The sequence below is a fragment of the Edaphobacter sp. 12200R-103 genome (assembly GCF_010093025.1).
Classification (GTDB): domain Bacteria; phylum Acidobacteriota; class Terriglobia; order Terriglobales; family Acidobacteriaceae; genus Edaphobacter.
The window spans coordinates 4,438,333-4,464,619 of record NZ_CP048114.1; the positions used below are offsets into that span (position 1 = coordinate 4,438,333).

24 protein-coding genes are annotated in these 26,287 nt (G+C 59.0%); 16 read left to right on the forward strand and 8 right to left on the reverse strand.

Features of this window, described 5'->3' with window-relative positions; translation table 11 throughout:
- Positions 1 to 57 precede the first annotated feature (57 nt).
- The gene (locus GWR55_RS18450) at positions 58 to 813 is read right to left on the reverse strand and encodes a PEP-CTERM sorting domain-containing protein (protein WP_162403560.1); all 756 of its coding nucleotides are present in this window, start codon (positions 811 to 813) and stop codon (positions 58 to 60) included.
- Positions 814 to 986: 173 nt separating this feature from the next.
- Here GWR55_RS18450 and trmFO point away from each other — a divergent pair, with 173 nt between their 5' ends.
- Positions 987 to 2,363, forward strand: coding sequence for a methylenetetrahydrofolate--tRNA-(uracil(54)-C(5))-methyltransferase (FADH(2)-oxidizing) TrmFO (gene trmFO / locus GWR55_RS18455; RefSeq protein ID WP_162403561.1), 1,377 nt, complete (start codon positions 987 to 989; stop codon positions 2,361 to 2,363).
- A gap of 147 nt (positions 2,364 to 2,510) precedes the next feature.
- Here the strand turns inward: trmFO and der are convergent, their stop codons facing one another.
- On the reverse strand, positions 2,511 to 4,442 hold the full coding sequence (der, locus tag GWR55_RS18460; protein ID WP_370521203.1) for a ribosome biogenesis GTPase Der: 1,932 nt from the start codon (positions 4,440 to 4,442) through the stop codon (positions 2,511 to 2,513).
- Here der and GWR55_RS18465 point away from each other — a divergent pair.
- From GWR55_RS18465 to GWR55_RS18485, 5 genes are all read left to right on the forward strand, one after another.
- Positions 4,423 to 6,471 (forward strand): ATP-dependent DNA helicase, encoded by a 2,049-nt coding sequence (locus GWR55_RS18465; RefSeq protein ID WP_162403562.1) that lies wholly within the window; start codon positions 4,423 to 4,425, stop codon positions 6,469 to 6,471. The two genes, der and GWR55_RS18465, sit on opposite strands and share 20 nt — an antisense overlap.
- A gap of 6 nt (positions 6,472 to 6,477) precedes the next feature.
- Complete coding sequence (locus GWR55_RS18470; RefSeq protein WP_162403563.1) at positions 6,478 to 6,723, forward strand: hypothetical protein; 246 nt, start codon at positions 6,478 to 6,480, stop codon at positions 6,721 to 6,723.
- Positions 6,724 to 6,817: 94 nt separating this feature from the next.
- Entirely contained in the window at positions 6,818 to 7,201 is a 384-nt protein-coding gene (queD, locus tag GWR55_RS18475; RefSeq protein ID WP_162403564.1) for a 6-carboxytetrahydropterin synthase QueD, read from the forward strand.
- 4 nt (positions 7,202 to 7,205) lie between these two features.
- On the forward strand, positions 7,206 to 7,889 hold the full coding sequence (locus GWR55_RS18480; protein WP_162403565.1) for a radical SAM protein: 684 nt from the start codon (positions 7,206 to 7,208) through the stop codon (positions 7,887 to 7,889).
- Positions 7,890 to 8,070: 181 nt separating this feature from the next.
- On the forward strand, positions 8,071 to 9,138 hold the full coding sequence (locus tag GWR55_RS18485; RefSeq protein ID WP_238398526.1) for a purine nucleoside permease: 1,068 nt from the start codon (positions 8,071 to 8,073) through the stop codon (positions 9,136 to 9,138).
- On the opposite strand, the gene GWR55_RS18490 is transcribed toward GWR55_RS18485, so the two are convergent.
- The 4 genes from GWR55_RS18490 to GWR55_RS18505 all read right to left on the reverse strand — a co-directional run bounded on the left by GWR55_RS18490 (position 9,139) and on the right by GWR55_RS18505 (position 12,744).
- The gene (locus GWR55_RS18490) at positions 9,139 to 9,606 is read right to left on the reverse strand and encodes a DUF1440 domain-containing protein (RefSeq protein ID WP_238398527.1); all 468 of its coding nucleotides are present in this window, start codon (positions 9,604 to 9,606) and stop codon (positions 9,139 to 9,141) included.
- A 98-nt stretch (positions 9,607 to 9,704) separates the two neighbouring features.
- Positions 9,705 to 11,219 (reverse strand): monocarboxylate uptake permease MctP, encoded by a 1,515-nt coding sequence (gene mctP, locus GWR55_RS18495; protein ID WP_162403567.1) that lies wholly within the window; start codon positions 11,217 to 11,219, stop codon positions 9,705 to 9,707.
- 109 nt (positions 11,220 to 11,328) lie between these two features.
- The gene (locus tag GWR55_RS18500) at positions 11,329 to 11,886 is read right to left on the reverse strand and encodes a hypothetical protein (RefSeq protein ID WP_162403568.1); all 558 of its coding nucleotides are present in this window, start codon (positions 11,884 to 11,886) and stop codon (positions 11,329 to 11,331) included.
- Positions 11,887 to 11,949: 63 nt separating this feature from the next.
- Positions 11,950 to 12,744, reverse strand: coding sequence for an enoyl-CoA hydratase/isomerase family protein (locus tag GWR55_RS18505; RefSeq protein ID WP_162403569.1), 795 nt, complete (start codon positions 12,742 to 12,744; stop codon positions 11,950 to 11,952).
- Between the two features lie 103 nt (positions 12,745 to 12,847).
- On the opposite strand from GWR55_RS18505, the gene ribH reads away from it, so the two are divergent.
- Positions 12,848 to 13,732 carry a 6,7-dimethyl-8-ribityllumazine synthase gene (gene ribH, locus GWR55_RS19510; RefSeq protein ID WP_162403570.1) on the forward strand — a complete coding sequence of 295 codons (885 nt, stop codon included), beginning with the start codon at positions 12,848 to 12,850 and terminating at the stop codon, positions 13,730 to 13,732.
- Positions 13,732 to 14,154, forward strand: coding sequence for a transcription antitermination factor NusB (nusB, locus tag GWR55_RS18515; RefSeq protein WP_162403571.1), 423 nt, complete (start codon positions 13,732 to 13,734; stop codon positions 14,152 to 14,154). The genes ribH and nusB overlap by 1 nt, the downstream gene beginning before the upstream one ends.
- A gap of 77 nt (positions 14,155 to 14,231) precedes the next feature.
- On the opposite strand, the gene GWR55_RS18520 is transcribed toward nusB, so the two are convergent.
- Together GWR55_RS18520 and GWR55_RS18525 are read right to left on the reverse strand one after the other, a co-directional pair.
- Positions 14,232 to 16,715, reverse strand: coding sequence for a hypothetical protein (locus GWR55_RS18520; RefSeq protein WP_162403572.1), 2,484 nt, complete (start codon positions 16,713 to 16,715; stop codon positions 14,232 to 14,234).
- A gap of 171 nt (positions 16,716 to 16,886) precedes the next feature.
- Complete coding sequence (locus GWR55_RS18525; protein WP_162403573.1) at positions 16,887 to 18,938, reverse strand: S9 family peptidase; 2,052 nt, start codon at positions 18,936 to 18,938, stop codon at positions 16,887 to 16,889.
- Positions 18,939 to 19,514: 576 nt separating this feature from the next.
- Between GWR55_RS18525 and rpsL the strand changes: the two genes are divergently transcribed.
- From rpsL to GWR55_RS18565, 8 genes are all read left to right on the forward strand, one after another.
- Entirely contained in the window at positions 19,515 to 19,898 is a 384-nt protein-coding gene (gene rpsL, locus GWR55_RS18530) for a 30S ribosomal protein S12 (protein WP_014263802.1), read from the forward strand.
- A 70-nt stretch (positions 19,899 to 19,968) separates the two neighbouring features.
- Positions 19,969 to 20,439 (forward strand): 30S ribosomal protein S7, encoded by a 471-nt coding sequence (rpsG, locus tag GWR55_RS18535; protein WP_162403574.1) that lies wholly within the window; start codon positions 19,969 to 19,971, stop codon positions 20,437 to 20,439.
- 79 nt (positions 20,440 to 20,518) lie between these two features.
- Positions 20,519 to 22,609 carry an elongation factor G gene (gene fusA / locus GWR55_RS18540; protein ID WP_162403575.1) on the forward strand — a complete coding sequence of 697 codons (2,091 nt, stop codon included), beginning with the start codon at positions 20,519 to 20,521 and terminating at the stop codon, positions 22,607 to 22,609.
- Positions 22,610 to 22,681: 72 nt separating this feature from the next.
- Positions 22,682 to 23,869 (forward strand): elongation factor Tu, encoded by a 1,188-nt coding sequence (tuf, locus tag GWR55_RS18545; RefSeq protein WP_162400443.1) that lies wholly within the window; start codon positions 22,682 to 22,684, stop codon positions 23,867 to 23,869.
- 72 nt (positions 23,870 to 23,941) lie between these two features.
- Positions 23,942 to 24,259, forward strand: coding sequence for a 30S ribosomal protein S10 (rpsJ, locus tag GWR55_RS18550; RefSeq protein ID WP_013581294.1), 318 nt, complete (start codon positions 23,942 to 23,944; stop codon positions 24,257 to 24,259).
- An 81-nt stretch (positions 24,260 to 24,340) separates the two neighbouring features.
- Positions 24,341 to 25,081 (forward strand): 50S ribosomal protein L3, encoded by a 741-nt coding sequence (gene rplC / locus GWR55_RS18555; protein ID WP_162403576.1) that lies wholly within the window; start codon positions 24,341 to 24,343, stop codon positions 25,079 to 25,081.
- A gap of 115 nt (positions 25,082 to 25,196) precedes the next feature.
- Positions 25,197 to 25,871, forward strand: coding sequence for a 50S ribosomal protein L4 (gene rplD, locus GWR55_RS18560; protein ID WP_162403577.1), 675 nt, complete (start codon positions 25,197 to 25,199; stop codon positions 25,869 to 25,871).
- Positions 25,871 to 26,164: a 50S ribosomal protein L23 gene (locus GWR55_RS18565; RefSeq protein WP_162403578.1), complete on the forward strand. Its 294-nt coding sequence runs from the start codon at positions 25,871 to 25,873 to the stop codon at positions 26,162 to 26,164. Before rplD ends, GWR55_RS18565 begins: the two co-directional genes overlap by 1 nt.
- Positions 26,165 to 26,287: the final 123 nt, after the last annotated feature.

Consider the following 26,287-nt stretch of genomic DNA (forward strand, 5'->3'; position numbering starts at 1 on the left):
ACGAGGGACTGACCCGAAAACAGAGTTCAGGTCAGTCTTCGCAATCCGTGGTTGTTTTTATGCGTTCGCGGCTGATCCGAGCTTACGCCGCAGGACCAGCAACATTCCGGGCAGGCCAGTTCCCAGGAGCAGGAGAGTGCCTGGTTCCGGTGTAGCGGCGGTGCTGACATCGACGCTCGTCCCCGAGAAGGGCTCCCCATAGGTATTCAGGACCGTTCCGTTGAGCGAGTCCCCTACGCCATAAGTGAGGCCGAATCCGGGTACTACGCCGTTGCTCCACAGGTCAACGTTGTAGCCACCTTCGACGGTGAAGAGCATGCCATAGATGTCAAGGACTCCACCGCCGAAGGGATAGGGAGGTTCAGGGTCGCCGGGACCGGGAGGGGGGCAGACAGCGGGTGAGTTTCCGTCGGGGAAGAAGAGATTGTCCCAGGAGAAGCCAAAGCCCTGCGCCTGGCTCCCAGGGGGAAGGAAGGTGCCATCGGGATTGATGCTGGACGGGAGTGAGGTTGAATGGATTCCAGTGATGGCGCCGGTGAAGTTTGCGATCGAGTCGGTGAAGGTGCCGGTGATGCCGGTGATCTGGTAGCCGCCGGGGACGCCTGGCACAGGTGTGTTGGAGACGGAGATTACGCCCGAACCGCTGAGACCACCGCCGCTGAACGCGAAACTATAGGAGTCCGCCCTGGCTGCCGGGGTGATTGCGAGGCCTGCTGCGAGGGCAATCAGACCAAAGAATTTTGAGCGCGTGGAGACACACTGCCGTAAACGGTCAGCCACTGTGGCCGCCGCCCGTCTGCAGGATATGTTCATCTTAATCCTCCTGAAATGGAAAGCGAGGGCCCGGTAAGTCGTGGGGAGGAGAGCCAAGAGTAGCATGGCGCGTCCTTCACCGTCTTGCGCTGATGTCCGGCGATCATCCTTCATCTGTCTCGGAAAGTATGTCTGCCGATCTGTGCAGATATGTTCGAGAGACAATAGAGGAGATGAAGAGAATCAAAGTCATTGGTGGGGGCCTGGCAGGTCCGGAAGCTGCGCTGCAGGCGGCATCGCTCGGATGCGAAGTGACGTTATACGAGATGCGGCCTGTGCGATTGACCGAGGCACACCAGACAGCGGATTTTGCCGAGCTGGTCTGCTCCAACTCGCTTAAATCGGAGAGCGAGAACTCGGCTCCATGGTTGCTGAAGCAGGAGATGCGCCGGGGGAACTCATTTCTGTTGGCAGCGGCGGATGCGACGGCAGTTCCTGCAGGGCATGCACTTGCGGTCGACCGGCAGGAGTTCTCGGCTAAAGTGGCGGCGATGATTGAGCAGAACCCGCGGATCAGGGTCGTCCGTGAGGAGATCACACAGCTCGATGAGAATCCGGACGAGATTACGGTGCTGGCGACCGGTCCGCTCACTTCGCCTGCACTAACGGCAGAGCTGCAGCGGCTGACAGGATCACAGCACCTTGCGTTCTACGATTCCATTTCGCCCATCGTCGATGCCAGCACGATTGACATGGAGAAGGTGTACTTTGCGGCACGCTGGGACAAGGGAACCGCGGACTACATCAACTGCCCTTTTACGAAGGAAGAGTACGAACGATTTATTGAAGCTCTCTCGACCGCCGAAACGGTGCCTGCCAAGGAGTGGGAGCATATTCCGACCGAAGGTGCGGTGATTGCTAACGCTCCGAAGTACTTTGAAGGATGTCTTCCGATCGAAGAGATTGCGCGGCGTGGGCATGACACGTTGCGCTTTGGCCCCATGAAGCCGGCGGGCCTGACAAATCCGAAGACGGGACGCTGGCCCTATGCCGTGGTCCAGTTGCGGCAGGAAAACCTGCGGGCTGACTCCTACAATCTTGTGGGTTTTCAGAATCACCTAAAGTATGGCGAACAGGCGCGCGTGCTGCGGCTGATTCCCGGACTGGAGAATGCAAAGTTTCTCCGCTACGGGCAGATTCATCGCAACACCTACATCAATTCGCCGACGGTGTTGAACGAAACGCTACAGCTTCGCACGCATCCGAACATCCTGATCGCGGGCCAGTTGAGTGGGGTTGAGGGTTATACAGAGTCGATTGCCGGAGGGCTGCTTGCGGGCCGCTTCGCCGCAGCGCTCGCGCAGGGCAGGGTGCCGGCAGCCCCGCCCCGCCTGACGGCACATGGATCGCTGATTCACTACATCACGCACAGCGAGGCGAAGCACTTTCAGCCGGCGAATATCACCTTCGATCTGCTGCTGCCGCTCGAAGAGGAGCTGCGGAAGAAGATTCGCGACAAGAAGGAACGGCACCGGATTCAGTGCGAGCGGGCGCTTGAGGCCTGGGATGGATGGTTGGCGGAGGCTGGGGTTGCGGCAGCTTCTGCTTAGGGAGATTCTTCAATGGGCGTAAAGATGCCTGTGTTCTGCCGGATCCAACTTTGACTCTCCGGGCAAAATACAGGGATTCTTCGGCTGCGCCTCAGAATGACGGTTCTTTAAACAAGCCATCTACCATCGACGTGAGGCGAGGGCTGCTTAGTCTGCTGTCTTTTTGTTGCGGGCGCGTATCTTGAACCAGATGGGTGAGCCGATGAAGCCGAACTTTTCGCGAACCTGATTGGCCAGGAAGCGCTCGAAGCTGAAGTGCAGCTTCACGTCTTTGTCGGTGAAGAGCACAAAGGTTGGCGGCGCTACTGCCGCCTGGGTCATGTAGTAGATACGGACTCGCTTCGACATTGGCACTGATGCCTTCTGGAAATCGATGTTATCGAGAAAGCGATTCATGTTGCCGGTCGTAATGCGCTTGCGACGCTCGCGGGCGACCAGCTCGACCTTCTTGAAGACCTGGTCGACGCCTTTGCCTTCGGCGGCAGAGATGAACAGAAGGGGAGCATAGTCGAGGTACTTCAGGGCGTCTCGAACCTGCTGCTCATAGACCTTCTTGTCCGCAGGAGCTTTGCCATCGGTGCGTCCTGTGGTCACGGCGTCCCACTTGTTGACGACGATGATCACGCTTCTGCCGCTCTCGTGCGCATAGCCTCCGATGTTGGCGTCGAGCGCAGTCACGCCTTCGGTGGCGTCGATGATCAGAAGGGAGACGTCGGCTGCCTCAAGATGTTTGCGAGCCATGATGACGGAGAGCTTTTCTGCCATCAGCTTTGTCTTGCCTTTGCGGCGGATTCCGGCTGTATCGACGAAGCGGAAGCTGTGCCCGTTACGCTCGACGACCTCGTCGACGGCATCGCGGGTGGTTCCGGCGATGGGTGAGACGATGGCCCGTTTTGTGCCGGTCAGGGCGTTCAGAAGGGTCGATTTGCCCACGTTGGGCCTACCGATGATGGCGATCTTCGTCTCGGTCTGCTGGAACTCGCCGTGGCTGCGGAGCCTCCGGGCAGGTTCGGGGCCGTCTTCGTCTTCGGCCATCTCGTCCTCGATGGTCAACATGACCTCGGTCGGTTCTGTGGAGACGGTTTCGGGCGGCAGGGCTGCGAAGACCTCGTCGAGCAGGTCGCCGACTCCGGTGCCGTGTTCCGCAGAGATGGGAAGGACGTGACGAAGGCCGAGGCTGCGGAAGTTCTCTGCCGCAGCCAGCAGTTCGGCTGCGTCGATCTTGTTGACGGCGAGGAAGACGGGCTTGCCTCCGCGCATGAGCAGGCGGGCCAGTTCGATATCGGGGGCAACCAACTCGGTGCGGCCGTCGACCACCATAACGATCGCGTTGGCCTCAGCGAGTGCGACCTGTGCCTGGCGAAAGATCTCGCTGGGGATGAGGGCTTCGTCGTCGGGAATGACGCCACCGGTATCGACGAGACGAACGGTGCGTCCGGCCCATTCCATCTGTCCGTAGATGCGGTCGCGGGTGATGCCGGGCTCGTCGCCCACGATAGAGCGACGTGTACCGGTGAGACGGTTGAAGAGTGTGGATTTGCCCACATTTGGGCGGCCACAGACGGCGACGAGAGGAAGCTGCTCACTGATCGACCGCGTTGTGGCCGGAGTTGTAGCAGAGCGCGTTTCTACCGGATCCTGTGGCTCAGCGGCATCTCGGTTGGCGTAGAAAGAAGAAACTGCGACCGGGCGAACGCTTGCGGGGGGACGCCGTTCTCCTCCGCGAAGGGCGATGCTGGCTTCGCGCTCCGGCGATTTTTTCGGGAGACGCTTCAGCTTTTCAGTCGCGGATTTTTTTGCGGCAAGCTGTTTGCGCTTGCGTGGATCGACGGCGCCGGTCGTGGGAACTACCTTGGGGGCGCGGCCTTTCTTGGGACGCGTGCTGGCCTGACGGTGTTTTTTGCCGAGCCTCTTCTGATCGTTTTTTGCCACCGGGAAGTCCAGCTTTCTCCTCGCCCGCATGGTTGGGGTCGAGATGATTCCATCAACGCCACTTAGCTTCTGGCGCAGCGCAACCTGTCTATTATAGAAACCAGCGACTCTTTGCCGCTTCTTCGCCTTGTCCGCCTCATCTCCCATCCCGGTTCTGCCGCCACCGCTCCAGCCCGGAGAGCGTTTGCCGACGCTGCACGAGTTCTTTGCGCCGGGAGGGATTCTGTCGCGCTCGTCGCTGGCGTTTGAGCATCGGCGCGGACAATACGAGATGGCCCGGGCGATCGAGAAGGCATTTGAGGACAAGCGGCATTTGATTGTTGAGGCGGGAACCGGCACGGGCAAGACGCTGGCATATCTGCTTCCGGCGCTGCGCAAAGCTCGTGAGCACCAGCAGCGGGTGATCATCTCCACCGGGACGAAGAATCTGCAGGAGCAGCTCTACTTCAAGGACGTGCCCTTTCTCGAGTCACTGCTGGGACCGTTGAAGGTCTGCTACATGAAGGGGCGCGGCAACTATCTGTGCCGACACAAGCTTTATGCACTGCGGGATAATCCGCTGCTGAACGGGCTGGAGGAGATCGAGCAGTTCCACCATATTGCCGCCTGGGAGAGGACGACGGAGACGGGCGATCGCGCGGAGATCGACGCGCTCCCCGAGACTTCGGCGCTTTGGCACAAGATCGATGCCCGGACGGAGGCGTGTCTGGGACAGAGCTGTCCGGACTGGGAGCGATGTTTCATCACGGCGATGCGGCGCAAGGCGCTGGAATCGGACATTGTGATCGTGAATCATCACTTGTTTTTTGCCGATCTGAGCATCAAGCAGCAGGCGGCGAATGCGCCGGATGCGGGAATTCTTCCGGAGGCTGCGGCGGTGGTCTTCGACGAGGCGCATGAACTGGAAGAGGTGGCTTCGAACTACTTCGGGATCGGGCTGAGCACGCAGCGGGTGGATGAGCTGGTGCGCGATGTCGAGATGATGCTGCGAGCCAAGCAGGCCTCGACCTCTGCGATTGAGAGTGCATGCGGCACGTTGCAAAATCGCTCGCGGATGTTCTTTTCGGCATTGCCGGACAGCACCAACGGGCCGGGCCGGATGCCGTTTGTAAATCGAGCGGACTTTCTGGAGGAGAGCGGAGACTACTACACGGCGACGCTGAACGCCCTGACGCGACTTGAGGGCGAGTTGGATCGGGTCAAGAATGTCGATGAGGCTGCTGGCCTGCGCAAGCGCGCAGCGGATATTCGCGCGCATCTGGCGTTTCTGCTGGAGTCGACCGACCACAACACGGTTTTCTGGATTGAGCGACGGGCTGTAGGTGGCGTGCGTGGTCTGGCACGCGGTACGGCGCTGGCTGCCTATAATACGCACCTGCAGGCAACGCCCATCGATGTCTCTGACCTGCTGGCGACGGCGCTCTTCGACAGCTACTCCAGTGTGGTGCTGACTTCAGCGACCCTAACGGTTGCGGGAGGATTTGAGCATATTCGCAAGCGGCTTGGGCTGGTGTCTGCGCGGGAGCTGATCGTGCCGTCGCACTTTCAGTACGAGCGGCAGGCGCTTTTGTACATGCCTCCGAATATGCCTGATCCGCGTGAGCCGGACTTCACGGATCGTGCGGCAGAGAGGATTCGGCGTGTGCTGGAGATTACGCAGGGACGCGCGTTCTGCCTGTTCACCAGCTACAGCCAGATGCGGACGATCTACGAGCGCATGTTGGTGGAGGTGCCCTTTCCTTTGCTGCTGCATGGGACCGCGCCCAGGCATGTTCTTGTACAGCAGTTTCGGGAGACACCGAATGCAGTGCTGTTCGGCACGTCGAGCTTCTGGCAAGGCGTGGATGTGCAGGGAGAGCAACTGAGCTGCGTGATTATCGATCGGCTGCCTTTTGCTGTGCCGACGGACCCGGTGGTAGAGGCGCGGATGCGCGCTGTTGAAGAATCGGGCGGGAAGCCGTTCTTCGAGTACCAGATTCCGAATGCGGTGATCACGCTGAAGCAGGGATTTGGGCGCTTGATTCGCTCTCTTGAAGACCGGGGCGTCCTGATGCTTCTCGACCCGAGGATTTATCGGCAGCGCTACGGGCGCATCTTTCTGGATAGCCTGCCGGCATACCGGCGAACGGACGATATCGCCGAGGTCGAGCGTTTCTTTCAAAGCGCCGTAGAATGAAAACAGATGGGACGTAATCTCTACATTCTTGCCGCAACGCTATTCGTACTGGCGCTGATCTCGTGCGGAGTAGCGTACACCAACATTGCGCAGCAGCCGGGTTCGCCGGGAGATATCGCTCTATGGCGAACGACTGGTTTGGCGCTGCTGGTGCTGGCTCTGGTGGTTGCGCTGGCCGCCATGCTGTCCTCTCTTTTTGAGCAGGTGGAGCGCAGGGCCGAGGAAGAGCGCAGAAAGCGGCGAGGCCGTTAGGAGCTCGGAGAACGGTACAATAAGAAGGAGCCAGGCTGCTTCTTGTCTCCCCCCATCTGATCGGTTCGGCCGGCTGAAAGGTATCGGAAAAACCATGTTTGAAGTGACTGTAGAAGCCGGATTCTCCTCGGGACACTACCTGCGGAACTACCGCGGCAAGTGCGAGAATCCGCACGGCCACAACTACAGGGTCTTTGTCACGCTGATTGGCGAAGAGCTGGACGAGGCCGGTTTGCTGCTTGATTTCAAGCTGTTGAAGCAGGTGATGCGACCTGTTGTGGACTATCTCGATCACCAGATGATCAACGATCTTGAGCCGTTTACGACGGTCAATCCCTCGGCGGAGAACCTGGCGCGCTACTTTTACCAGGAAACGACGAAGCAGCTTCATGACATGACCGAAGGTCGCGTCCGGGTGAAGGACTGCACGCTCTACGAGACCGATACGAGCTTCGCGCGTTATTACGAGCAGATCTAACGCCATGCACTTGATTGAGCTGTACAAGTCCGTCCAGGGAGAGTCGTCCTTCGCCGGCCTGCCGTGTATTTTCGTGCGGTTGGCAGGGTGCAATCTGCGCTGCGCCTGGTGCGACTCGGAGTACACCTTCAGTGGAGGAAAGCCGTTTACGCAGGATGAGGTGGTCAGCGCGATTGAAGCGCTTGCACCGTGCAGACTGATCGAGTTTACGGGCGGGGAGCCGATGCTGCAGGCGCGTGAGCTGCTGCCCTTGATGGAGCGGCTCCTGGCTGAGAACTACACACTGATGATGGAGACCTCTGGGGAGCGCCCTCTGGCGGATGTTCCGAAGGCAGTCCACAAGATTGTCGATGTAAAGTGCCCCGGTGCTGGCGCGGCGGCGAATAGTTTTCGGATAGAAAATCTGGATGCACTTACGAAGAGGGACGAGGTGAAGTTCGTCATCTCGGATCGTACGGATTACGAGTTTGCGCGGAACTTTATTCGCGAGCACGCTCTGGAGCAGAAGGCAGGAGAGATTCTGCTCTCACCGGCGTTCCAGAAGATTCCCAGTCCGCAGCGCACGGCTGACAACATGGCGCTCGATCCTCGCAAGCTGGTGGATTGGATGCTGGAAGACGGCCTGCCTGCGCGACTGTCCCTGCAGATTCACAAGTTCATCTGGGAGCCGCAGAAAAAAGGCGTCTAGATCGGTTCTCGTTGAGGTGGATTTCTTTAGGAAGTCGTCATCCTGACCCTGAGTGAGGTCGAAGGGGAAGGATCCCTGCATTCCTCCCGGAGTGCCATGGACGCTACAGGCAAAATACAGAGATCCTTCGCGTTCGCTCAGGATGACGATCGGAATCGTTTCGACGCGTAGATTACTCCTCTTGCTAACATCGAATATGCGCTTCTTTTCTACTGTTCTTCTGCTGCTGAGCGCGACGTGTGTCTTCGCCCAGAGGCCTCCAAAGCCGATTGAGGTCAAGGTGGTTGTGATCAGCATGTTTGAGGTGGGAGCTGATACTGGCGATGCTCCCGGTGAGTACCAGTACTGGGTGGAGCGTGAACATCTGGACCAGGTTTTTCCCTTTCCTGAGGGCTATCACGACCTGCGGATGAACAAGGACGGCGTCCTGGGGGTGGTGACGGGAGTCGGTACGGCACGCGCGGCGGCGACGATCATGGCGCTGGGCTCCGATCCGCGTTTTGACCTGACGCATGCCTATTTTGTCGTTGCGGGAATTGGCGGAATCGATCCCAGGATGGGGTCGCTGAGTTCTGCTGTGTGGGCCGACTACGTGGTTGATGGGGATCTTGCGCATGAGATCGACGCCCGCGAGATTCCGAAGGACTGGAAGACCGGCTATGTTCCGCTGGGGAAGTCCGTACCCTACGAGCAACCGCGGCAGGCGCGGTTTGGCGATGATGGCAATGTCTATCGTCTCAATCCCAGCCTGGTGGACTGGGCGTTCCAGCTCACGAAAGATGTAAAGCTTGAAGATACCGATGCCATGCGGATGCGACGGCAGCAGTATGCGCCGGAGCCGGCAAAGCGGCCTCCTTTTGTGCTGCGCGGCGGCAATCTTTCTGCATCGACCTTCTGGCACGGCAGGCTGCTGAATCAGTGGGCGCATGATTGGGTGAACTATCAGACGGACGGAAAGAGCACCTACGCGATCTGCGGGATGGAAGATACAGGGACGCTACAGTCGCTGACGTGGCTCGCGAAGGCAGGCAAGGTAGATATTCATCGGGTGCTGGTGCTGCGTACCGCCTCAAATTATGACCAGCAACGGGAAGGCGCTACCGCGGCGGAGAGCCTGGCCGAAACCAAGATTCGCCAATACAGCGCGTATATGCCGTCGCTCGAAGCCGCCTACCGTGTAGGGCATTTGGTCGTGGACGATCTGGTGGCACGCTGGAGCGTGACTCGCGATCATCTTCCTGGCGAATAATCAGGCGATCATTCGGCGCACGATTCTGCGAACGGTCTCGGTGACCACGCCATAGGCGATGTATGAGGCAAGTTCGCTGGTCTTCTCGCGTGTCGTCTGCGGTTCTGGCCTGGTTGCGAGTTTGATGATGGGCAGGGTCGAGTCGTGCGAGAGGGCGACCATCGCTACGCCGAAGTTGGCTCCCAGCTTGGCTGTCGCCGGAGGATAGAGCTCCGCGACGGCACCATAGGCAGCTCCGGTCGCGGCACCGATACTCCAGTGAGCCGCCTGCCGTGTGATGGGACTTTGCCTGAATTTGAGCGATGTTGCTGAAGGCTTATCGGCCGGCAGCGCGGCCTGTTCAGGTTCTTCTCCGTGGACGCGCGGTGGATACGCTTTTTCAACCGCATACTTTACCGCAGTACCGACAATTCCACCGACCAGGCCCGCGATGGCCCCTTTGGCGATCGATCTTGTTCGTTTGCTCACAGCGTTCACCTCAGCAGAATATCTTCAAGCTATCAGGCTATTAGGATGCAGCGATTCCTGCAGATGCCGATGGCTTGATGGAAGACGATTGCAACGCTCTATCCGACGTATGCGGAAGCGTCCGTAGAATCAACACCCGAGTTCCAGCTGACGGACCGGAAGACGATAGTGAGGATTGCCGAGAGGGCAAGGTTCAGCAGAAGCGCAGGAATAGCGGCGTACATGGCCCAGGTTCCACCCAGCCATGCGGGAAGGTGCAGCGGATAGACGGAACTTTTCAGGTGCAGCTCTGCAGCCATCGCCGTTCCTGACGCCATACCGGCTGCCCATCCGGCCAGCAGCGCCCAGGGATGCAGCCAGCGCGTAAAGACGCCGATGACGATGGACGGAACAAGCTGGCACATCCAGATTCCACCCAGCAGCTGCATCTCAATGGCATAGGGGGTCGGGAGATAGAGCACAAAGATGAGAGCACCGAATTTGACGACGAGAGAGACGGCCTTCGCCATCGCAGACTCCTGGTGGGGAAGCATCTTGCGACTGGAGAGTGCGCCGTAGAGATTGCGGGTGAAGAGATTGGAGGCCGCAATGGACATGATGGCCGCCGGGACCAGGGCGCCGATAGCGACTGCCGCAAGACAGAACCCAGCGAACCACTCCGGGAAAGACTGCATGAAGAGCAGAGGAACGGAAGAACTGGTGTCCGAGGTCTTAATGCCGGCGGCCAGAGCGAGATATCCGAGCAAAGCGATGAGGCCCAGCAGGAAGCTGTAGGCGGGAAGCATTGCTGCGTTGCGTCGAACGACGTTCGCGCTGCTGGCCGACAGTACCGCCGTTGCGGTATGGGGATAGAGCATGAGAGCCAGCGCGGAGCCGATGGCAAGCGTGGAGTATCCCAGAAACTGGCCGGGCTTGAGGAAGATGCTTGCTGCCGGAGTGTGCGTCGCCAGCGCCTGGTTTGCAAGCTCGAAGACGTGATGGTATCCGCCAAGTTTGACCGGAATGAAGATCACGGCGGCAAGGACCATGATGTAGAGCATCAGGTCTTTGACGACGGCGATCACCGCGGGAGCCCGCAGGCCGCTGGAGTACGTGTAGGCCGCGAGGATGATAAAAGCCGCTGCCAGCGGCCATTCACCGTGAAGGCCCATTGCGGCGATCACTACCTTCATGCCGACGAGCTGAAGCGCGATGTAGGGCATCAGTGCCAGCACCCCTGTAAGTGCAATCGCAATGGTCAGCCAGCGGTTCCCGTAGCGGCCGCTCACAAAGTCGGCGAAGGTCACGTAGCCGTGACGATGGCATACGCGCCATAGACGGGGCAGCACAAGCATCATGTAGGGGTATGCTATGACTGCATAGGGAATGGCGAAGAAGCCGATAGCTCCAGCGCCGTACAGTGCGGCCGGGACGGCGATGACAGTGTATGCCGTGTAAAGATCGCCACCGATGAGGAACCATGTGATCCAGGTGCCGAAGCTCCGCCCGGCCAGCCCCCACTCTTCAAGCGAGGCGATACCGGATTCAGGACGCCGCCAGCGTGCTGCCCAGAAACCTGCCAGCGTAACCAGTAGAAAGAAGAGGCAGAAGACGGCAAGCGCAATCGGATGCAATCAGCGGTACTCCCGGATGAAGTTGGAATAAGAGCATCCTACCTCATGAGAAGACGGGAGTTAGCCAGTTGTTGCGTGGACGATATAGATTCACTCTCGTTTGAGAGTTCTAAACACCGTGTCCGGTGTCGTTCCACTCGTAGGCCACCACGCCAAGATCGCCGAGCGTCTTCAGTACCGCCTCTACGTTGCGGCGAATCTGGGGCCTCGCTTTGGTGGGCACATCATGCGCCTCTTCGATGGCAACGACGCGGCCATAGGGCCACGCGCTCTCAGGAATGGCATTGAGGGCCGCTGGCAGATCGTTCAGACGTACGTCGAGGTTGCGGCGGCGGGCATTGACGGGCCGAAGCAGGCCGCCTACGCCAAGGGTGCTTGGGTTGGCGTCGCCGATCAGGACGTGGAGTGTCACCATGCCGCCCTGAACGGTGAGATAGGGGTTCTCCCATGAGTTCAGGCTTTGAACAGCCATGTAACGGCTCTTTGAGGGAGGAGGAATCAGCTCCATCTGCTGGCGGGCGGCCTCAAGTGCCTGTTCGCGCTCTGCGGCGAAGCCAGGGATAGACCCCGTTGCGGAGCCTCCGTGGCAACCGGTGAGAGCGAAGGGAAGAGCGAGTACGGTGGCAAGGACGATCGTGAGAGAGGATCGGCCAGTGGGGATGGACATATCAGCTATCAGCATACCAAAGGTCGCATCTGGCCGATCTTCTGATTTTCGCCGCAGAATCGCCTATCTGCCGCTCCATTTCGGTGGCCTCTTTTCGAGGAAGGCGCGTGTTCCCTCGGCTCCGTCGGCTGTACCGCACAGCCTTCCAAAGATTCGGCTCTCCAGCCGCAGGGCGGAGTCAAGATTGCGGTCGGCTCCTTCGGAAACGGCTTCAAGGCAGGCGGTGACGGCGAGCGGCGCAACCTGCAGGATGGACTGGGCAAGCTGTCTACCCCTGGGTAGAAGCTGATCAGGTGGTACCACCTCATCGACCAGTCCCAGCCTCAGGGCTTCGGCTGCGTCGACACGTTCGGCTGTCAGTAGCAGCTTCAGGGCCGCCGAAGGACCGATCAGGCGGGGCAGGCGTTGAGTTCCGCCGTAACCCGGGATCAGGCCGAGGCGCAGCTCGGGCAGGCCCATCTGCGCTGTGCTCGATGCGATTCGCAGGGTACAAGCCAGTGCCAGCTCGCAGCCGCCTCCCAGGGCGAATCCGTTGATAAGTGCGATGACAGGCTTTCCGCAGGTCTCGATCTGACGGAAGATGCTCTGGCCGCGATGAGAAAGCGACTGGCCCAGGCCCCGGTCCAGCTTTGTCAGTTCATTGATGTCGGCTCCGGCGGCGAACGCCTTCTCTCCGGAGCCGGCGAGCAGGATGACCCGGATACCGGGATCGTCTGCGAGCTGGGAGAAGACTTCTTTGAGATCGGCGAAGACCTGGTGGCTAAGGGCGTTGAGCACCTGGGGACGATTGAGCGTGACGAGAGCGATCTGGGCTTCGATGCTGCACAGCAGGGTTTCGAACGGCGTGGTCTGCGTCATGGAGAGACTCCTCAGGCGGTCACTGTGATCGGGCTCTGGCATCGAGCTGGAGCGCGTCATGGTTCGCCGGGCGGTTTAGAACGATAACGATACAATCGAACTCATGATCAAGGGAATGACGCTGGTTCGTGAGGTCGCCTCGGCCGATGCTCTCGATAAATTCAGCCGCCTGATGCTGGCTTTGGGATTTGAGCAGGGAAAGGGCTGGCAGGACGAGACCAGCCGTGGTGTCGCACTGCTGTCGCCTTTGGGAAATCTGGAGCTGATGACCGGTCGAGCGCCGGCGGTGCCTCCCATCCTGATTGAGGTGCTGGGGCTGGACGCTGTCCACGCGGCGGTGGAGAAGTGGATGCTTTCGAACTATCCAGGCGAGGCAGGAGACCTGCTGAGCAAGCCTGAGCTGACGCATTGGAACAGCCGCCTGTTTACGGTTCGGCTGAAAGACGATGCCGGCGAGGGGCTCGAATTGGGATTCTGGCAGTCGGAGAATCCTCTGCACGGCAAGCCCGCGGCGATTGAGGGAGATCTTTCCGCAGCGGGAATGCGAGTCGCCATCGTTACAGCAAGGTGGAATGCCGTCATTACGGACCGTCTTCTGCAGGGAGCGCTGGATGCCCTGTATCGCAGCGGCGTGGCAAAGCCGGACGTGGAGATTGTGCGGGTTCCGGGCGCATGGGAAGTTCCTTCCGCCGCCCGAACGCTTGCGGAGTCGAAGAAGTTCGACGCCATCGTGACGCTCGCCTGTCTCATTCGTGGAGAGACGGCGCATTATGAGGCGATCTACAACGAAGTTGCGAGGGGAATTGGCCAGTCGCAGCAGGATACGGGCATTCCGCATGCCTTTGGTGTGCTTACCTGCGAGACGCTGGAGCAGGCCCTGGATCGTGCGGGCATCAAGGCAGGCAATAAAGGATTCGAGGCAGCGATTGCGGCCATCGAGATGGTCTCGATTCAGCAGAAGCTTCGCGAGCAAGGGGACAAAAAGTAATGGGAACACGACGGAAATCCCGTGAGCTTGCGATGCAGATGCTCTTTCAGGGAGACCTGGGCAAACAGACGCCGGAGCAAGTTGCGAAGGTCTTCTGGGACTCACGTGACGATGTGGATGAAGACACGCGCGCCTTCGCGGAGGACATCTATCGTGTGGCCACGGCGAAGCAACCGGAGATCGACAAGCTGATTGAGGCGCACGCGCAGAACTGGCGGCTGGAGCGGATGGCTGTTGTAGACCGCAACCTGATTCGAGCGGCGGTGGCAGAGATGATGGGGAGCCCGAATACTCCGTCGGCGATCATCATCAACGAATCTCTGGAAGTGGCGAAACGCTATGCGGCGCCAGAGTCGATTCACTTCCTGAACGGCGTGCTCGATGCGATTGCACGAGATTTGCTGAAGCAGAGGCTGGGCTGATTTAGCAGATTGTCTTTTAGGCAGAAGAAAGCCCTCTCGATTGAGAGGGCTTTCTTCTGTGTCTGGTGCGTGAATGACTACGAGATCGTCTTGCGCGGATGCTGGACGAGAAGATTCGGCGTCACAATGGTGTTCTTGTCGTCGTTGTTGTTGATGTAGAGGGGTAGATTCGGAGCGATCGCCTTCGCCGGATCGTCCGAGAGAGTTTTGGTATCGATCAGATGGACCTTGTTATCGCCCGAGGTCCCAAGGAAAAGCGTCAGGTCGTCTGCGCTGATCGTTCCGGCGACCGGAGCCGTGGCTCCCTGAAGGGTAACCTGCGTAACGGTTCCAGTGGCCGGAGAGTAGGCCGGCAGTGAACCGGAGCCGGTATAGGTTACGAACGCCAGACTGGAGTTCGTAGTCGGAATGACGCCTGTAATGCGGTCCGATGTAATTCCCAGGGGATGTGTGTTGAGAGCATCCCGGAACTGCGTGAAGTAGTCCGGTGCAACAGTAGATGGGCAGGACCCGGCCACGGGAGAACCGCTGACGGGATTGTTTGGATCTCCTGTAGGAGGCGGAGGCGGTAACGGATTATTGAATACGAGGTCGGATATAGTTCCGCCGTTGGCTGCGGTTGCGCCGATGATGTGCTTTCCATCATTAGTGGCAGCGATACGATCCGTGGCGACAGACTCCGTATCTGCCAGCGGATAGTATTGATTGCTCGCCACGGTCTGGCTGGCGCCAGTTCCGGTGATCGTTGTGCTTGGGCAGTAACTGCGGCCTGTGGTGGGAGAGCCGGCCAGGTAAGCGCCTACGCCCGGAACCGTGATGGCGACGTCAGAGGCGGGGTTGGGAAGCGCGATCTGCGACCAGCCTGTAAAGGTGGAGTGGACCAGGAGCTGGTTGGTTGGGGTGAACTTGTCAGGGTTGGTTGGATCGCTGGGGTCCGGCGTGCCAAGCGTGATATAAACCGTCTGGCTGTCGGTGCTGAACTCCGCGTGGGTGGCGACCCCGCCATAGTTGGAGGTTGCAACTGGGGTGGTCGTCGTGCTGCCTGTACCGCTGCTCGTGGCAGTGGAATAGAGATAGATGAGTTGCTTGCGGGGGTCAGAGATGATCACGGAGCCGCCATCGGGCGATACCGCCAGGACGCGCCCGGCCACAGAAGCATCCTCACGCAACAGGCTGTTGGTGGAGGCATTGAAGATCATCAGCTCGGTCGGAGTTCCCATGTAGATCGAGCTGCCGTCATTAGAGATCACCATGGAGTTTGGAGCGAAGGGGAGACGAACCGGAGTTCCGAGTGTGGGATTGGCGAAGTCAACCGGCAGAATGTAGCGCGACTGGGTGCTCGCAATCCAGAGCAGCGAACTGTTTGCTCCCGGAGTCGTCACGTCCACGGCATTCGAAGTGATCGGCTTTCCGTTCCCCAGAAGGCCAATGGCGTTTTGAGGGGACGGGTTGCAGGTGGGAGGCTGGCAGAGCGCGGTGACTCCCGCCGCGCCGGGGAAGGCCGGGGTGATGACGCCGCTTGAAGAGACCGGAATGGTGATCGGTGTTGTCGAGACAAAGGTTAGATTGAGGCCGGTCAACGTGACGTTGTTCTTATCTTTGGCGACTACCGTCAGAGGCTGCGGCGTGTTCTGGTTCACCACCACGTTTGTGGATGGGCCTGTGGCGCTTGGCACGGAGAGACTGATGGACGTTGGGGCGCAGGTTGAAAAGAATCCGGCACTTGAACCAGCCTGCGTCAGGTCGGCGCTGACGACGGTGGATCCTGGCTGTTGCGCTGTCGCCACGCCGTTTTCGTCGATGGTCACAATGCTGGTTGACTGAGCGGCGAAGCTGAGATGGCCCACCTTGCAGGTGACGTTGTTTCCATTCGCGTCATAGGCTCGCCCGGCGATCTGGGCCGTTTTCCCTTGCGAGACGCAGAAGGAGCCGTCGTAAAGAAGGTCCGACTTCACGGTCGCCTGCCGGGCGAGCGGGCAGCAGTTCGAGGACTGATCGAGGCTGTCCGGATCGGTCGCGCTGCATTGATTATTCGGCGTCGGGTTTCCGAGAATGACACTCGTAACCTTGGGGTGAACGAAGATCGGAAGGGGGTTGCTGGTGGCGCCTCCGCCGGTAGCAACGATGTAGACCTCTCCGGACTTTCCGGTCGGGTTGCAGGTGGTGTAGTCAGGGATTCCGCCGCCGGTGTTGCGATTCCAGTTGCCGGCGCAGAGCTTGCCGGCGTTCGCGCCCGAAGGAACAACATCGGCGATCTGGAGAAGGTCGTTGGTCTGATGCCCGCTGGCGTCAAAGACCCCATAGGTGTACGACGAGATCGAGACGGTGCCGCCCTGGCAGTCTGTCGCCTGTGGCGTGGCGACCTGACCGATCTGTCCCTGATTCAGGGAGATTCCATAGATCCTGGGGGTGAGGGTGATCGTGCTTACCTGTCCAACAATGGGGCCGGTGTCGCCGCCATTGCAAAAGACAACAGAGGTTCCCTTGGAGCAGCCCGCGATGGAGATGCCAAATGGAATGGTGAAGAAAAGCAGAATTGCTAGAGTGACAAACCGACGCATTGAACCTCCCCGTTCAACCCGGAACACAAGCTGAACGGTTTCACCGCATATGCTGGAATTCCCGAGGCTTCAGTGTATAAAGCCGAAGTCTCAGAGGCAAATATGGAAGCGCTCTTTTTCGACGCAACGGCAGCCTGTCTGTCGTCGACGGAAGAGCACATTTTGTTTGTATCAATTTGTGGGCATCTGTGTCTCAAACCAGTTGAGGGCCCGCTCCAGAACATCTCTCCGGTGTTCGGGCGAACGAAAGGCGTGACCTTCGTTGGGATAGACGACGAGCTGGGTCTTTACCCCCTGGGCGCGCAGAGCGTGCCAGAACTCAAAGCTCTGCGGAGCAGGGCACTCGCCGTCGCGATCGCCAACCACGACCAGCGTTGGCGTTTTGACTTTTTTGATGTATTCGATGGCTGAACTCTTCGCGTAGATCGCCGGATCGTCATAGACGCTGGCGCCGAAGAAGGGGATCATCCATTGGTCGATGGAGTTTTCCCCGTAATAGCTCTTCCAGTTGCTGATTCCGGCTCCGGCGACGGCAGCGCGGAAGCGAGTCGTCTGGGTGACGGCAAACATTGTCATGAAACCGCCGTAGCTCCAGCCGGTGAGGCCTTCACGATTTTTGTCGATCGGTAATCGGGCCTCAATCGCGTCCATGCCCGCGAGGATGTCGCGTAGATCACCGTACCCGAAGTCGCGGATGTTGGCCTGGGTGAACCTCTCTCCCTGCCCGAAGCTCCCGCGCGGATTCGGCATGAAGACGAAGTAGCCGAGGGCGGAGAAGGGAACTCCGCCATACCCAAGACCGGGCCAGCGCGGAGTGACTGCGGAAGATGGTCCCCCGTGAACCGTCACGATGAGAGGGTACTTTTTGGAGGGATCATAGTTCGCGGGATAGAGGAGCCAGCCCTGGACATGGAAGCCCTCGTTCGTCCACTGGACGTCCTCGGTCCCGCCCCAGAGCGGCTTGATGGAGTCATTCAGATGGCTGATCTGCCTGAGGTTTGCTAAGGGGCCGGCCCAGACCTCAGGCGCATGCTGGTAAGAGCTGCGAATGAAAGCATAAGCCTTGTCATCGCGAGAGACAGAGAGGCTCATCACAGAGGCTCCCGAGCCGATGGATTCATCGAGGGTAAGGTTGATCTTAGGATCATCCGTTCCCGTGGCTACATTGATTGCTGTGATGTGGCTTGATCCGCCGACGTGCTCGCTCAAGCCGAGAAGGTCGGGAGACATCCAGTGAAGAAAAGCGACCGATGCGGCACGGTTTGGGGTGATGTCCTTCGGCTCCCCACCTGCCGAGGGGATGAGGTAGACGTCTCCTCCGGTAGAGCCCTGATCGCTCATCAGCCCCCCTATAAAGGCGATCTGCCTGCCGTCCGGTGAGAACCGGGGGACGGCGATCTGGAGGCCATGCAGGGAGCCGCTGATCTTCGTCGTATCGAGGATCGCGTGAGGAGCTCCACTGCTAATGGATTGCGTGTAGAGCTGGGCGACCCACCAGTTGTTCTCGCCGGGCGGATTGGCTGCCACGTACACAAGCTGGTTGGAATCAGGAGCCCAGCTGAACTCATAGACGTGAAGATCGCTGGGTGTGATTTGCTGAACGGAATCGCCTGAGAGGCTGGCCACCGCGACTCGCTGTACTTCGACGCCGTCCTCTCCGATGACGCCGTCCCAGGGCTTCATGGCATCCAGTGCACCGGCTGCGCGGGTGGCATTCTCGACGAAGAGGAAGCCGATCTGTTTGCCATTCGGCGACCAGGCGATATCGTCAATGGTTCCCGTAACATGCGTAATCTGACGCGATTCGCCGGTCTGTCTGGACCAGACGAAGATCTGGGGCTGTCGGGTGCCATCGGAGGTGCAGTCGGAGGCATATGCCAGCGATTTGCCGTCGGGCGACCAGGCAGGCGCATCGCTGCTGCAGGCTGCGCCGTTCCCCGAGGGACGGATAGCCAGATCGGTGGAGGAATCTGACACTCCGCTCAGGTGAGTCTCATAGTTTCCTCCCTTCTGTACCGACCAGGCGACTGTCTTGCCGTCCGGAGAGATAGAGGCCATCGTAGGCGTCTGGGTCCTTCCCAAAGTGTCCAGAAGGGTTCCGATCCGGGAATCCTGGTGGTGGGAATCCTGGTGACTTGCAGGGGTCTGTGTTAAAGCCAGGGAAGCGAGGAAGAGTGGGGTTAGGAAAACGATGGTGGCGCGGCAGATCCGTGCAGACGTCATGGCGTTTAGGCTAGCATTCCGGCGCAGCTTTCAAAGGGCCAGGAATTCGCAGAATGATTTCTGGAAAACGGCTCTTCTGCGTTGACCTGATCGCAGATCATTGCTATTCTCATAAGGTTCCGCGAGTATCCGGGGACGCGCCGAGTGTAAGAACAGGCGCGATGGGCAGAGAAAAGCCCGGCGATTTACCGATTCCCCCGCTGGAAGTGCATCAGGGGACGGGAATTTGCGCTATACTTGGATATAACAAGAGAGAACCGCAGGTGCGAGTCCGAGAGATTCGGGAGAGCATATAGTCTGCGGCCCATCGATTACGAGCCTGCGACACCCTCCACCTTGGATGGGCTATGTGGGCCGGAACAGCGAAACGGAGCTGGGCAGGCCTGAATCAGGGTATGCGACCCGGTCACCGTCGACTGTTTTCGTCTGGTTGTAAAGGGTTCTACAGACGCGAAGCAGGGATTTCTTCGCTCATGGGTGCAGTGTGCATCCTCGTTTTTGCGCGTAGCGCACTAGCGGTGCGAGGTTCTCTGTGTGCGTCTGAAAAGTTTAGGTTTGCAACACCAAGGAGTTCGAGTGCCTACGTTCCATCAGCTCGTCAAGCAGGGCCGCACGCCCACTCGCTATAAGACTGCCAGCCCCGCGTTGCAGGGTTCGCCCCAGCGTCGTGGTGTCTGCACCCGCGTCTACACCCAGACGCCGAAGAAGCCGAACTCGGCGCTCCGCAAGGTCGCTCGTGTTCGTCTGACGAACGGCATCGAGGTTACGACCTATATCCCGGGAATCGGCCACAACCTGCAGGAGCACTCGATCGTGCTGATCCGCGGTGGCCGTGTGAAGGACCTCCCGGGTGTTCGTTATCACGTCGTTCGTGGGACGCTCGACTCGGTCGGCGTGGCCAATCGTAAGCAGAGCCGCTCGAAGTACGGCGCGAAGCGCCCGAAGGCTGCCGCTAAGTAAACGAAGTTTTAGCAATCAAGCCCGGTTCGTGAGAGGTTGACCGCGCCGGGGGAAGAAGAGAGAAGAAGGAATGCCGAGAAAAGGTTATATCGCGAAGCGTGAGGTTGCTCCGGACCCGGTGTACGGTTCGACCCTGGTGACGAAGTTCGTCAACTCGATGATGTGGGGCGGCAAGAAGTCGACCGCGCAGGGCATCTTCTATGAATCGATGAAGAACCTGGAGCAGAAGGGTGGCGACGAGGCCCTGAAGCTCTTCAAGAAGGCCGTCGAGAATGTAAAGCCGCTGCTCGAGGTAAAGAGCCGCCGTGTAGGTGGAGCGAACTATCAGGTGCCGATTGAGGTCAACCCTGAGCGCCGCACTTCGCTCGCGATCCGCTGGCTGGTAACGTATGGCCGCGCTCGTGGAGAGAAGGGCATGGTTGAAAAGCTGACCGCCGAGCTGCTGGATGCGGCAAACGGACGCGGAGCGGCGATGAAGAAGAAGGAAGATGTTCATCGCATGGCTGAGGCAAACAAGGCCTTCGCTCACTATCGCTGGTAAGGTTTGGGGCCGAGGATCGCTCCTCGGGTCTGCGTAATCAGGCTGTAACCGCGGGAAACCGCAGAAGAGAAGAATCAACGTGGCACGCAATATCTCGCTGGACAAATGCCGCAACATCGGCATCATGGCTCATATCGACGCCGGTAAGACGACGACGACGGAGCGCATCCTGTTCTATACGGGTGTGAACTATCGTATCGGCGAAGTCCATGAAGGCACTGCGACCATGGACTGGATGGAGCAGGAGCAGGAGCGCGGCATCACGATCACCTCGGCTGCGACGACCTGTTTCTGGAATAAGTACCGCATCAATATCATCGACACTCCTGGTCACGTGGACTTTACGGCCGAGGTGGAGCGTTCGCTTCGCGTTCTCGACGGCGCTGTGGCCTGCTTTGATGCGGTTGCCGGCGTGCAGCCCCAGTCGGAGACGGTGTGGCGTCAGGCTACGAAGTACCGCGTTCCCCGTATCTGCTTCATCAATAAGATGGACAAAAGCGGGGGCGATGCCGAGCATGCGACCCAGACAATCAAGGATCGCCTTGGCGCGAAGGCGGTTATGTTGCAGCTTGCCATCGGTGCAGAGGCAAACTTCAAGGGTGTGGTGGATTTGGTCGAGATGCGCGCCATCCTTTGGCACGACGAAGCGATGGGCGCCAAGTACTCGGTCGAAGAGGTCCCCGCCGATCTGAAGGAGAAGGCGCTGGCCTTCCGGAATCAGCTGATCGAATCGGTCGCTGAGACCGATGATGCTCTGCTCGAGAAGTTCCTTGAGGGCGAAGAGCCTTCCGTTGCAGAGCTCAAGGCTGCGATCCGCAAGGCGACGATCGGCATGCATATCTTCCCGGTTTTGATGGGTTCGTCCTTCAAGAACAAGGGTGTGCAGACTCTACTCGACGCCGTGGTCGATTATCTTCCGAGCCCGCTCGATATTCCTCCGATTGAAGGTATCAATCCCGACGATCCGGAAGAGAAGCTGGTTCGCAAGTCGGATGACAATGAGCCCCTCGCTGCTCTTGGCTTCAAGATTATGACGGACCCGTTCGTCGGTCAGTTGATCTTTATCCGGGTGTATTCGGGCGTTCTAAAGGCCGGCGACACTGTTCTGAACCCTCGCACGGGCAAGACAGAGCGCATTGGCCGTCTGCTGAAGATGCATGCCAACAAGCGTGAGGAGATCACGGAGATTCTGGCCGGCGATATCTGCGCCGCAGTGGGTCTCAAGAACCTCATCACGGGCGACACGATCTGCACGGAGAAGTCCCCGATCGTTCTTGAGTCGATCGACTTCCCGGATCCTGTGATCTCGGTTGCGGTTGAGCCCAAGACCAAGAGTGACCAGGAGAAGATGGGCATGGCGCTGGCAAAGCTGGCGCAGGAAGATCCCACCTTCAAGGTCCACACTGACCCTGATTCGGGCCAGACCATCATCTCGGGTATGGGCGAGCTTCACCTCGAGATCATCGTCGACCGCATGATGCGCGAGTATAAGGTCGAGGCCAACGTTGGCAAGCCGCAGGTGGCTTATCGCGAGACGATTCGCACGACTTCGGAGGCGGAGGGCAAGTACATTCGTCAGACGGGCGGTTCAGGGAACTACGGGCATGCCAAGATCCGCATCGAGCCCAACGAACAGGGTAAGGGCTACGAGTTCATCAACGATATCAAGGGCGGCGTCATTCCGAGAGAGTACATCAAGCCGATCGATCAGGGCATTCAGGATGCGCTTCTGCGCGGAGTCCTGGCTGGCTACGAGATGGTCGACATCAAGGTGACCCTGTTCGACGGAAGCTACCACGATGTCGACTCGAACGAAATGGCGTTCAAGATCGCCGGTTCGATGGCCTTCAAGGAAGCGGCCCGCAAGGCGAAGCCGGTTCTGCTGGAGCCGATGATGGCCGTCGAAGTTACGGTGCCCGAGGATTACATGGGAACCGTGATCGGCGACCTCAACTCCCGTCGCGGACGGATCGAGGGCATGGAGATGATGGCAGGGCAGCAGGTGATCAAGGCGACTGTGCCGCTGGCGACCATGTTTGCCTACTCCAACAATCTGCGTGGTTCGACGCAGGGACGTGGCAATTTCACCATGCAATTTGCGCATTATGAAGAGGCGCCAAAGTCGGTCTCTGAAGAGATCATCGCCAAGGTACAGGGCAAGGCGAACTAAAGGAAGCCCCGCTGCCCAGATCAGAATTGGATTTTGACCCCGGCCCGGTCCGGAGAAAAAGGATGGAGAGCAATGGCGAAGGAGAAATTTGATCGTTCCAAACCGCATGTGAATATTGGGACGATTGGTCACATTGACCACGGCAAGACGACGCTGACGGCGGCGATCACGAAGGTGTTGTCCAAGCACAACCCGAAGAACAGCTTCCGTTCGTTTGATACGATCGACAACGCTCCTGAGGAGCGTGAGCGTGGTATCACGATTGCGACCTCGCACGTGGAGTACGAGACGGCGAACCGCCACTATGCCCACGTGGACTGCCCTGGCCACGCCGACTACATCAAGAACATGATCACGGGAGCGGCGCAGATGGACGGCGCGATCCTGGTGGTGGCGGCGACCGACGGCCCGATGCCCCAGACCAAGGAGCACGTTCTGCTGGCCCGCCAGGTAGGCGTACCGTACATCGTTGTGTTCCTGAACAAGTGCGATGCGGTTGAGGATGCGGAGCTGATCGACCTGGTGGAGATGGAAGTTCGCGAGCTTCTGTCGAAGTATGACTTCCCCGGCGACGACGTTCCTGTGATTCGCGGTTCGGCTCTTGGAGCCCTGAACGGCGAGAAGCAGTGGGAAGACAAGATCGACGAGCTGATGCAGGCTGTGGACGACAACGTTCCTCAGCCGGACCGCATGGTCGACCTTCCGTTCCTGATGCCGATCGAAGACATCTTCTCGATCTCGGGCCGTGGAACTGTGGTGACGGGCCGTATCGAGCGTGGCAAGGTGAAGGTAGGCGAGCCGGTTCAGATCGTGGGCTTCCGCGACACGCAGAACACGACGGTGACGGGCGTTGAGATGTTCAAGAAGCAGCTGGACGAGGGTCTTGCAGGCGACAATGCCGGACTTCTTCTGCGCGGTACGGCAAAGGAAGACGTGGAGCGCGGCATGGTTCTGGCCAAGCCGGGATCGATCACGCCGCACACGGTGTTCAAGGGTGAGGTTTACGTGTTGAGCAAGGAAGAAGGCGGACGTCACACTCCGTTCTTCAACGGCTACCGTCCGCAGTTCTACTTCCGCACGACGGACGTAACGGGCTCGGCGAAGCTTCCTGAGGGCACCGAGATGGTGATGCCTGGCGACAACATCCAGCTGGAGATCACGCTGCACACCCCGGTGGCCATGGAGAAGGGCCTGCGCTTCGCCATCCGCGAAGGCGGACGCACCGTAGGCGCCGGTACCATCTCCGAAATCATCAAGTAAGTGATTCAGTGCCGCCTGCTTCGGCGGGCGGCAACTCAACCAGTTCTTTGCGTACAGAAAAGAGAGAAGACGATGGCAGGACAGAGGATCAGGATTCGTTTGAAGGCTTATGACTACCGCGTACTCGACACCTCCACAGGAGAGATCGTCGAGACGGCAAAGCGCACCGGAGCGCAGGTTGCAGGGCCGATTCCTCTGCCGACGATGAAGAACAAGTATTGCGTTCTCCGTTCGCCGCACGTTGATAAGAAGTCGCGCGAGGCATTCGAGATACGGACCCACAAGCGTCTCATCGATATTCTCGAGCCCACGCAGCAGACGGTGGATGCGCTAATGAAGCTCGACCTGCCGGCAGGTGTGGATGTAGAGATCAAGACGGTCCAGAAGTAAAGAAGAGTAGAGACAGTTTTCGTTTGAGCAATACCTACAGTGCTGAGCATGAAGCCAGCATGATGAGGAAAGGAAGAAAAGATGTCAGTTCAGGGAATTCTCGGTAAGAAAGTCGGCATGACCCAGATGTTTGATGAGAAGGGTGATGTTCACCCGGTCACCGTTCTCAAGGCTGGCCCCTGCGTCATTACGCAGCTCAAGACTCTGGCAAAGGACGGCTATGATGCCGCCCAGATCGGATATGTCGATTTCGTCAAGGCATCCAAGGTTAACAAGGCCATGACCGGCCACTTCGCGAAGTCCAATGTTCCTCCGGTCCGCGTTCTCAGGGAGGTTGCGATCGATGCTCCCGCGGCAGGCGAAAGCGGCGAGCAGGCAGACGGTGTCAAGGCTGGAGACCGTGTCCTGGTGGATATCTTTGCGGACGATAAGTTTGTCGACATCATTGGAACTTCGAAGGGCCGTGGCTTTGCGGGTGTCATTCGCCGCCATGCTTTCGGAGGCGGCCCCAAGTCGCACGGCCATATGTTCCAGGTGCAGGGTTCGATCGGCGCCTCCTCGTTCCCGTCGCGTGTTTTTCCGGGACAGCGTATGCCTGGCCACATGGGCCATGAGCAGGTTACGATTCGCAATCTTCGCATCCGCGGCATCGATCTCGATGACAACCTGCTGATGGTTGAGGGAGCGGTTCCTGGACCTCGCGACGGTTATGTTCTGATCTCCAAGGCTAAGGCTCCGCCGCGTGAGCGTCGTGGCTTCGGCGGCGCCGGAACGATCGATCCTCTGAAGGCTTCGAAGAAGGCTTCCGCCAAGAAGAAGTAAGTCTTCCCAGGAAATAAATCAGCAACCCTCTGCGCGGGGAACAGACCGGGAAAGCAGAGTAACAAAGTCAGGGCGAGCCGCATCGATGGCCGCACAGAAAGTGAACTGAAGGACGATGGCAAATATCAACGTAGTCAATCTCGGCGGGACCAAGGTCGGCGAGTTCGAACTCGCCGACGCGGTCTTCGCGGGAGAGATCAATGACGCTCTGCTCTGGGAGTCGGTTAAGCACTATCGCGCAGCACTTCGCCAGGGAACAGCAGCAACCAAGAACCGCAAGCTGGTATCGGGTGCTGGCAAGAAGCTCTGGAAGCAGAAGGGAACAGGCCGTGCACGCGTCGGTTCCATCCGCACTCCGCTCTGGCGTGGCGGCGGTACGGTCCACGGACCTCAGCCGCGCAGCTACGAGTATGCCTTCCCCCAGAAGAAGCTGATGGGCGCCCTCCGGTCTGCCATTACGGCAAAGATCCAGGAAGGCAAGATCACCATCGTCGACTCGTTTGAGGTCTCCGAGGCGAAGACCAAGCTCTATCGCCAGGCCCTCGACAAGCTCGAAGCTGGCAAGACGACTCTTCTGGTTGAAACCAGCAAGAAGCTCGACGAGAAGCTCTATCTCGGATCCCGCAACCTTGCAGGCGTGGAGTTGGTGCTGAGCTCTGAAGTTCACCCCTACGACCTGCTCCGTTACGAGCACGCCGTCTTCTCGAAGGACGCCATCGAGGCCCTCCAGGAGACGTTGAAGAAATATGTTTCGAAGCGTAAGACCGCTTCCGATAAGGAGGTCGCGTAATGCCGACCCTGTATACCGTCATTCGCCGCCCCCTGATTACCGAGAAGGGGATGGGCATCAAGGAGACCCAGAGCACGTTGGTCTTTGAAGTTGCAGAGAATGCAACCAAGACCGAGGTGAAGCAGGCCGTCGAGACTCTCTTCAAGGTCAAGGTAGCCGCTGTTCGCACAGCAGTCGTCGAAGGCAAGGAGCGTCGCCGTGGCCGGTTCGCCGGTTATCGTCCAGACTGGAAGAAGGCGTACGTTCGCCTGAAGGCTGGCGAGAAGATGCCGGAATATATCGACAGTCTCTAAGCAGCGATGGATGAGCCGTTCCGGGAAGGATCCGGGGAAGATGGCTAAGACACAGTAAGAAGTTTTGAAACTAGCTGAAAAGCCGGCTAGCCCGGAAGAGAAAAGCTAGGAGTTAAGAAGAAG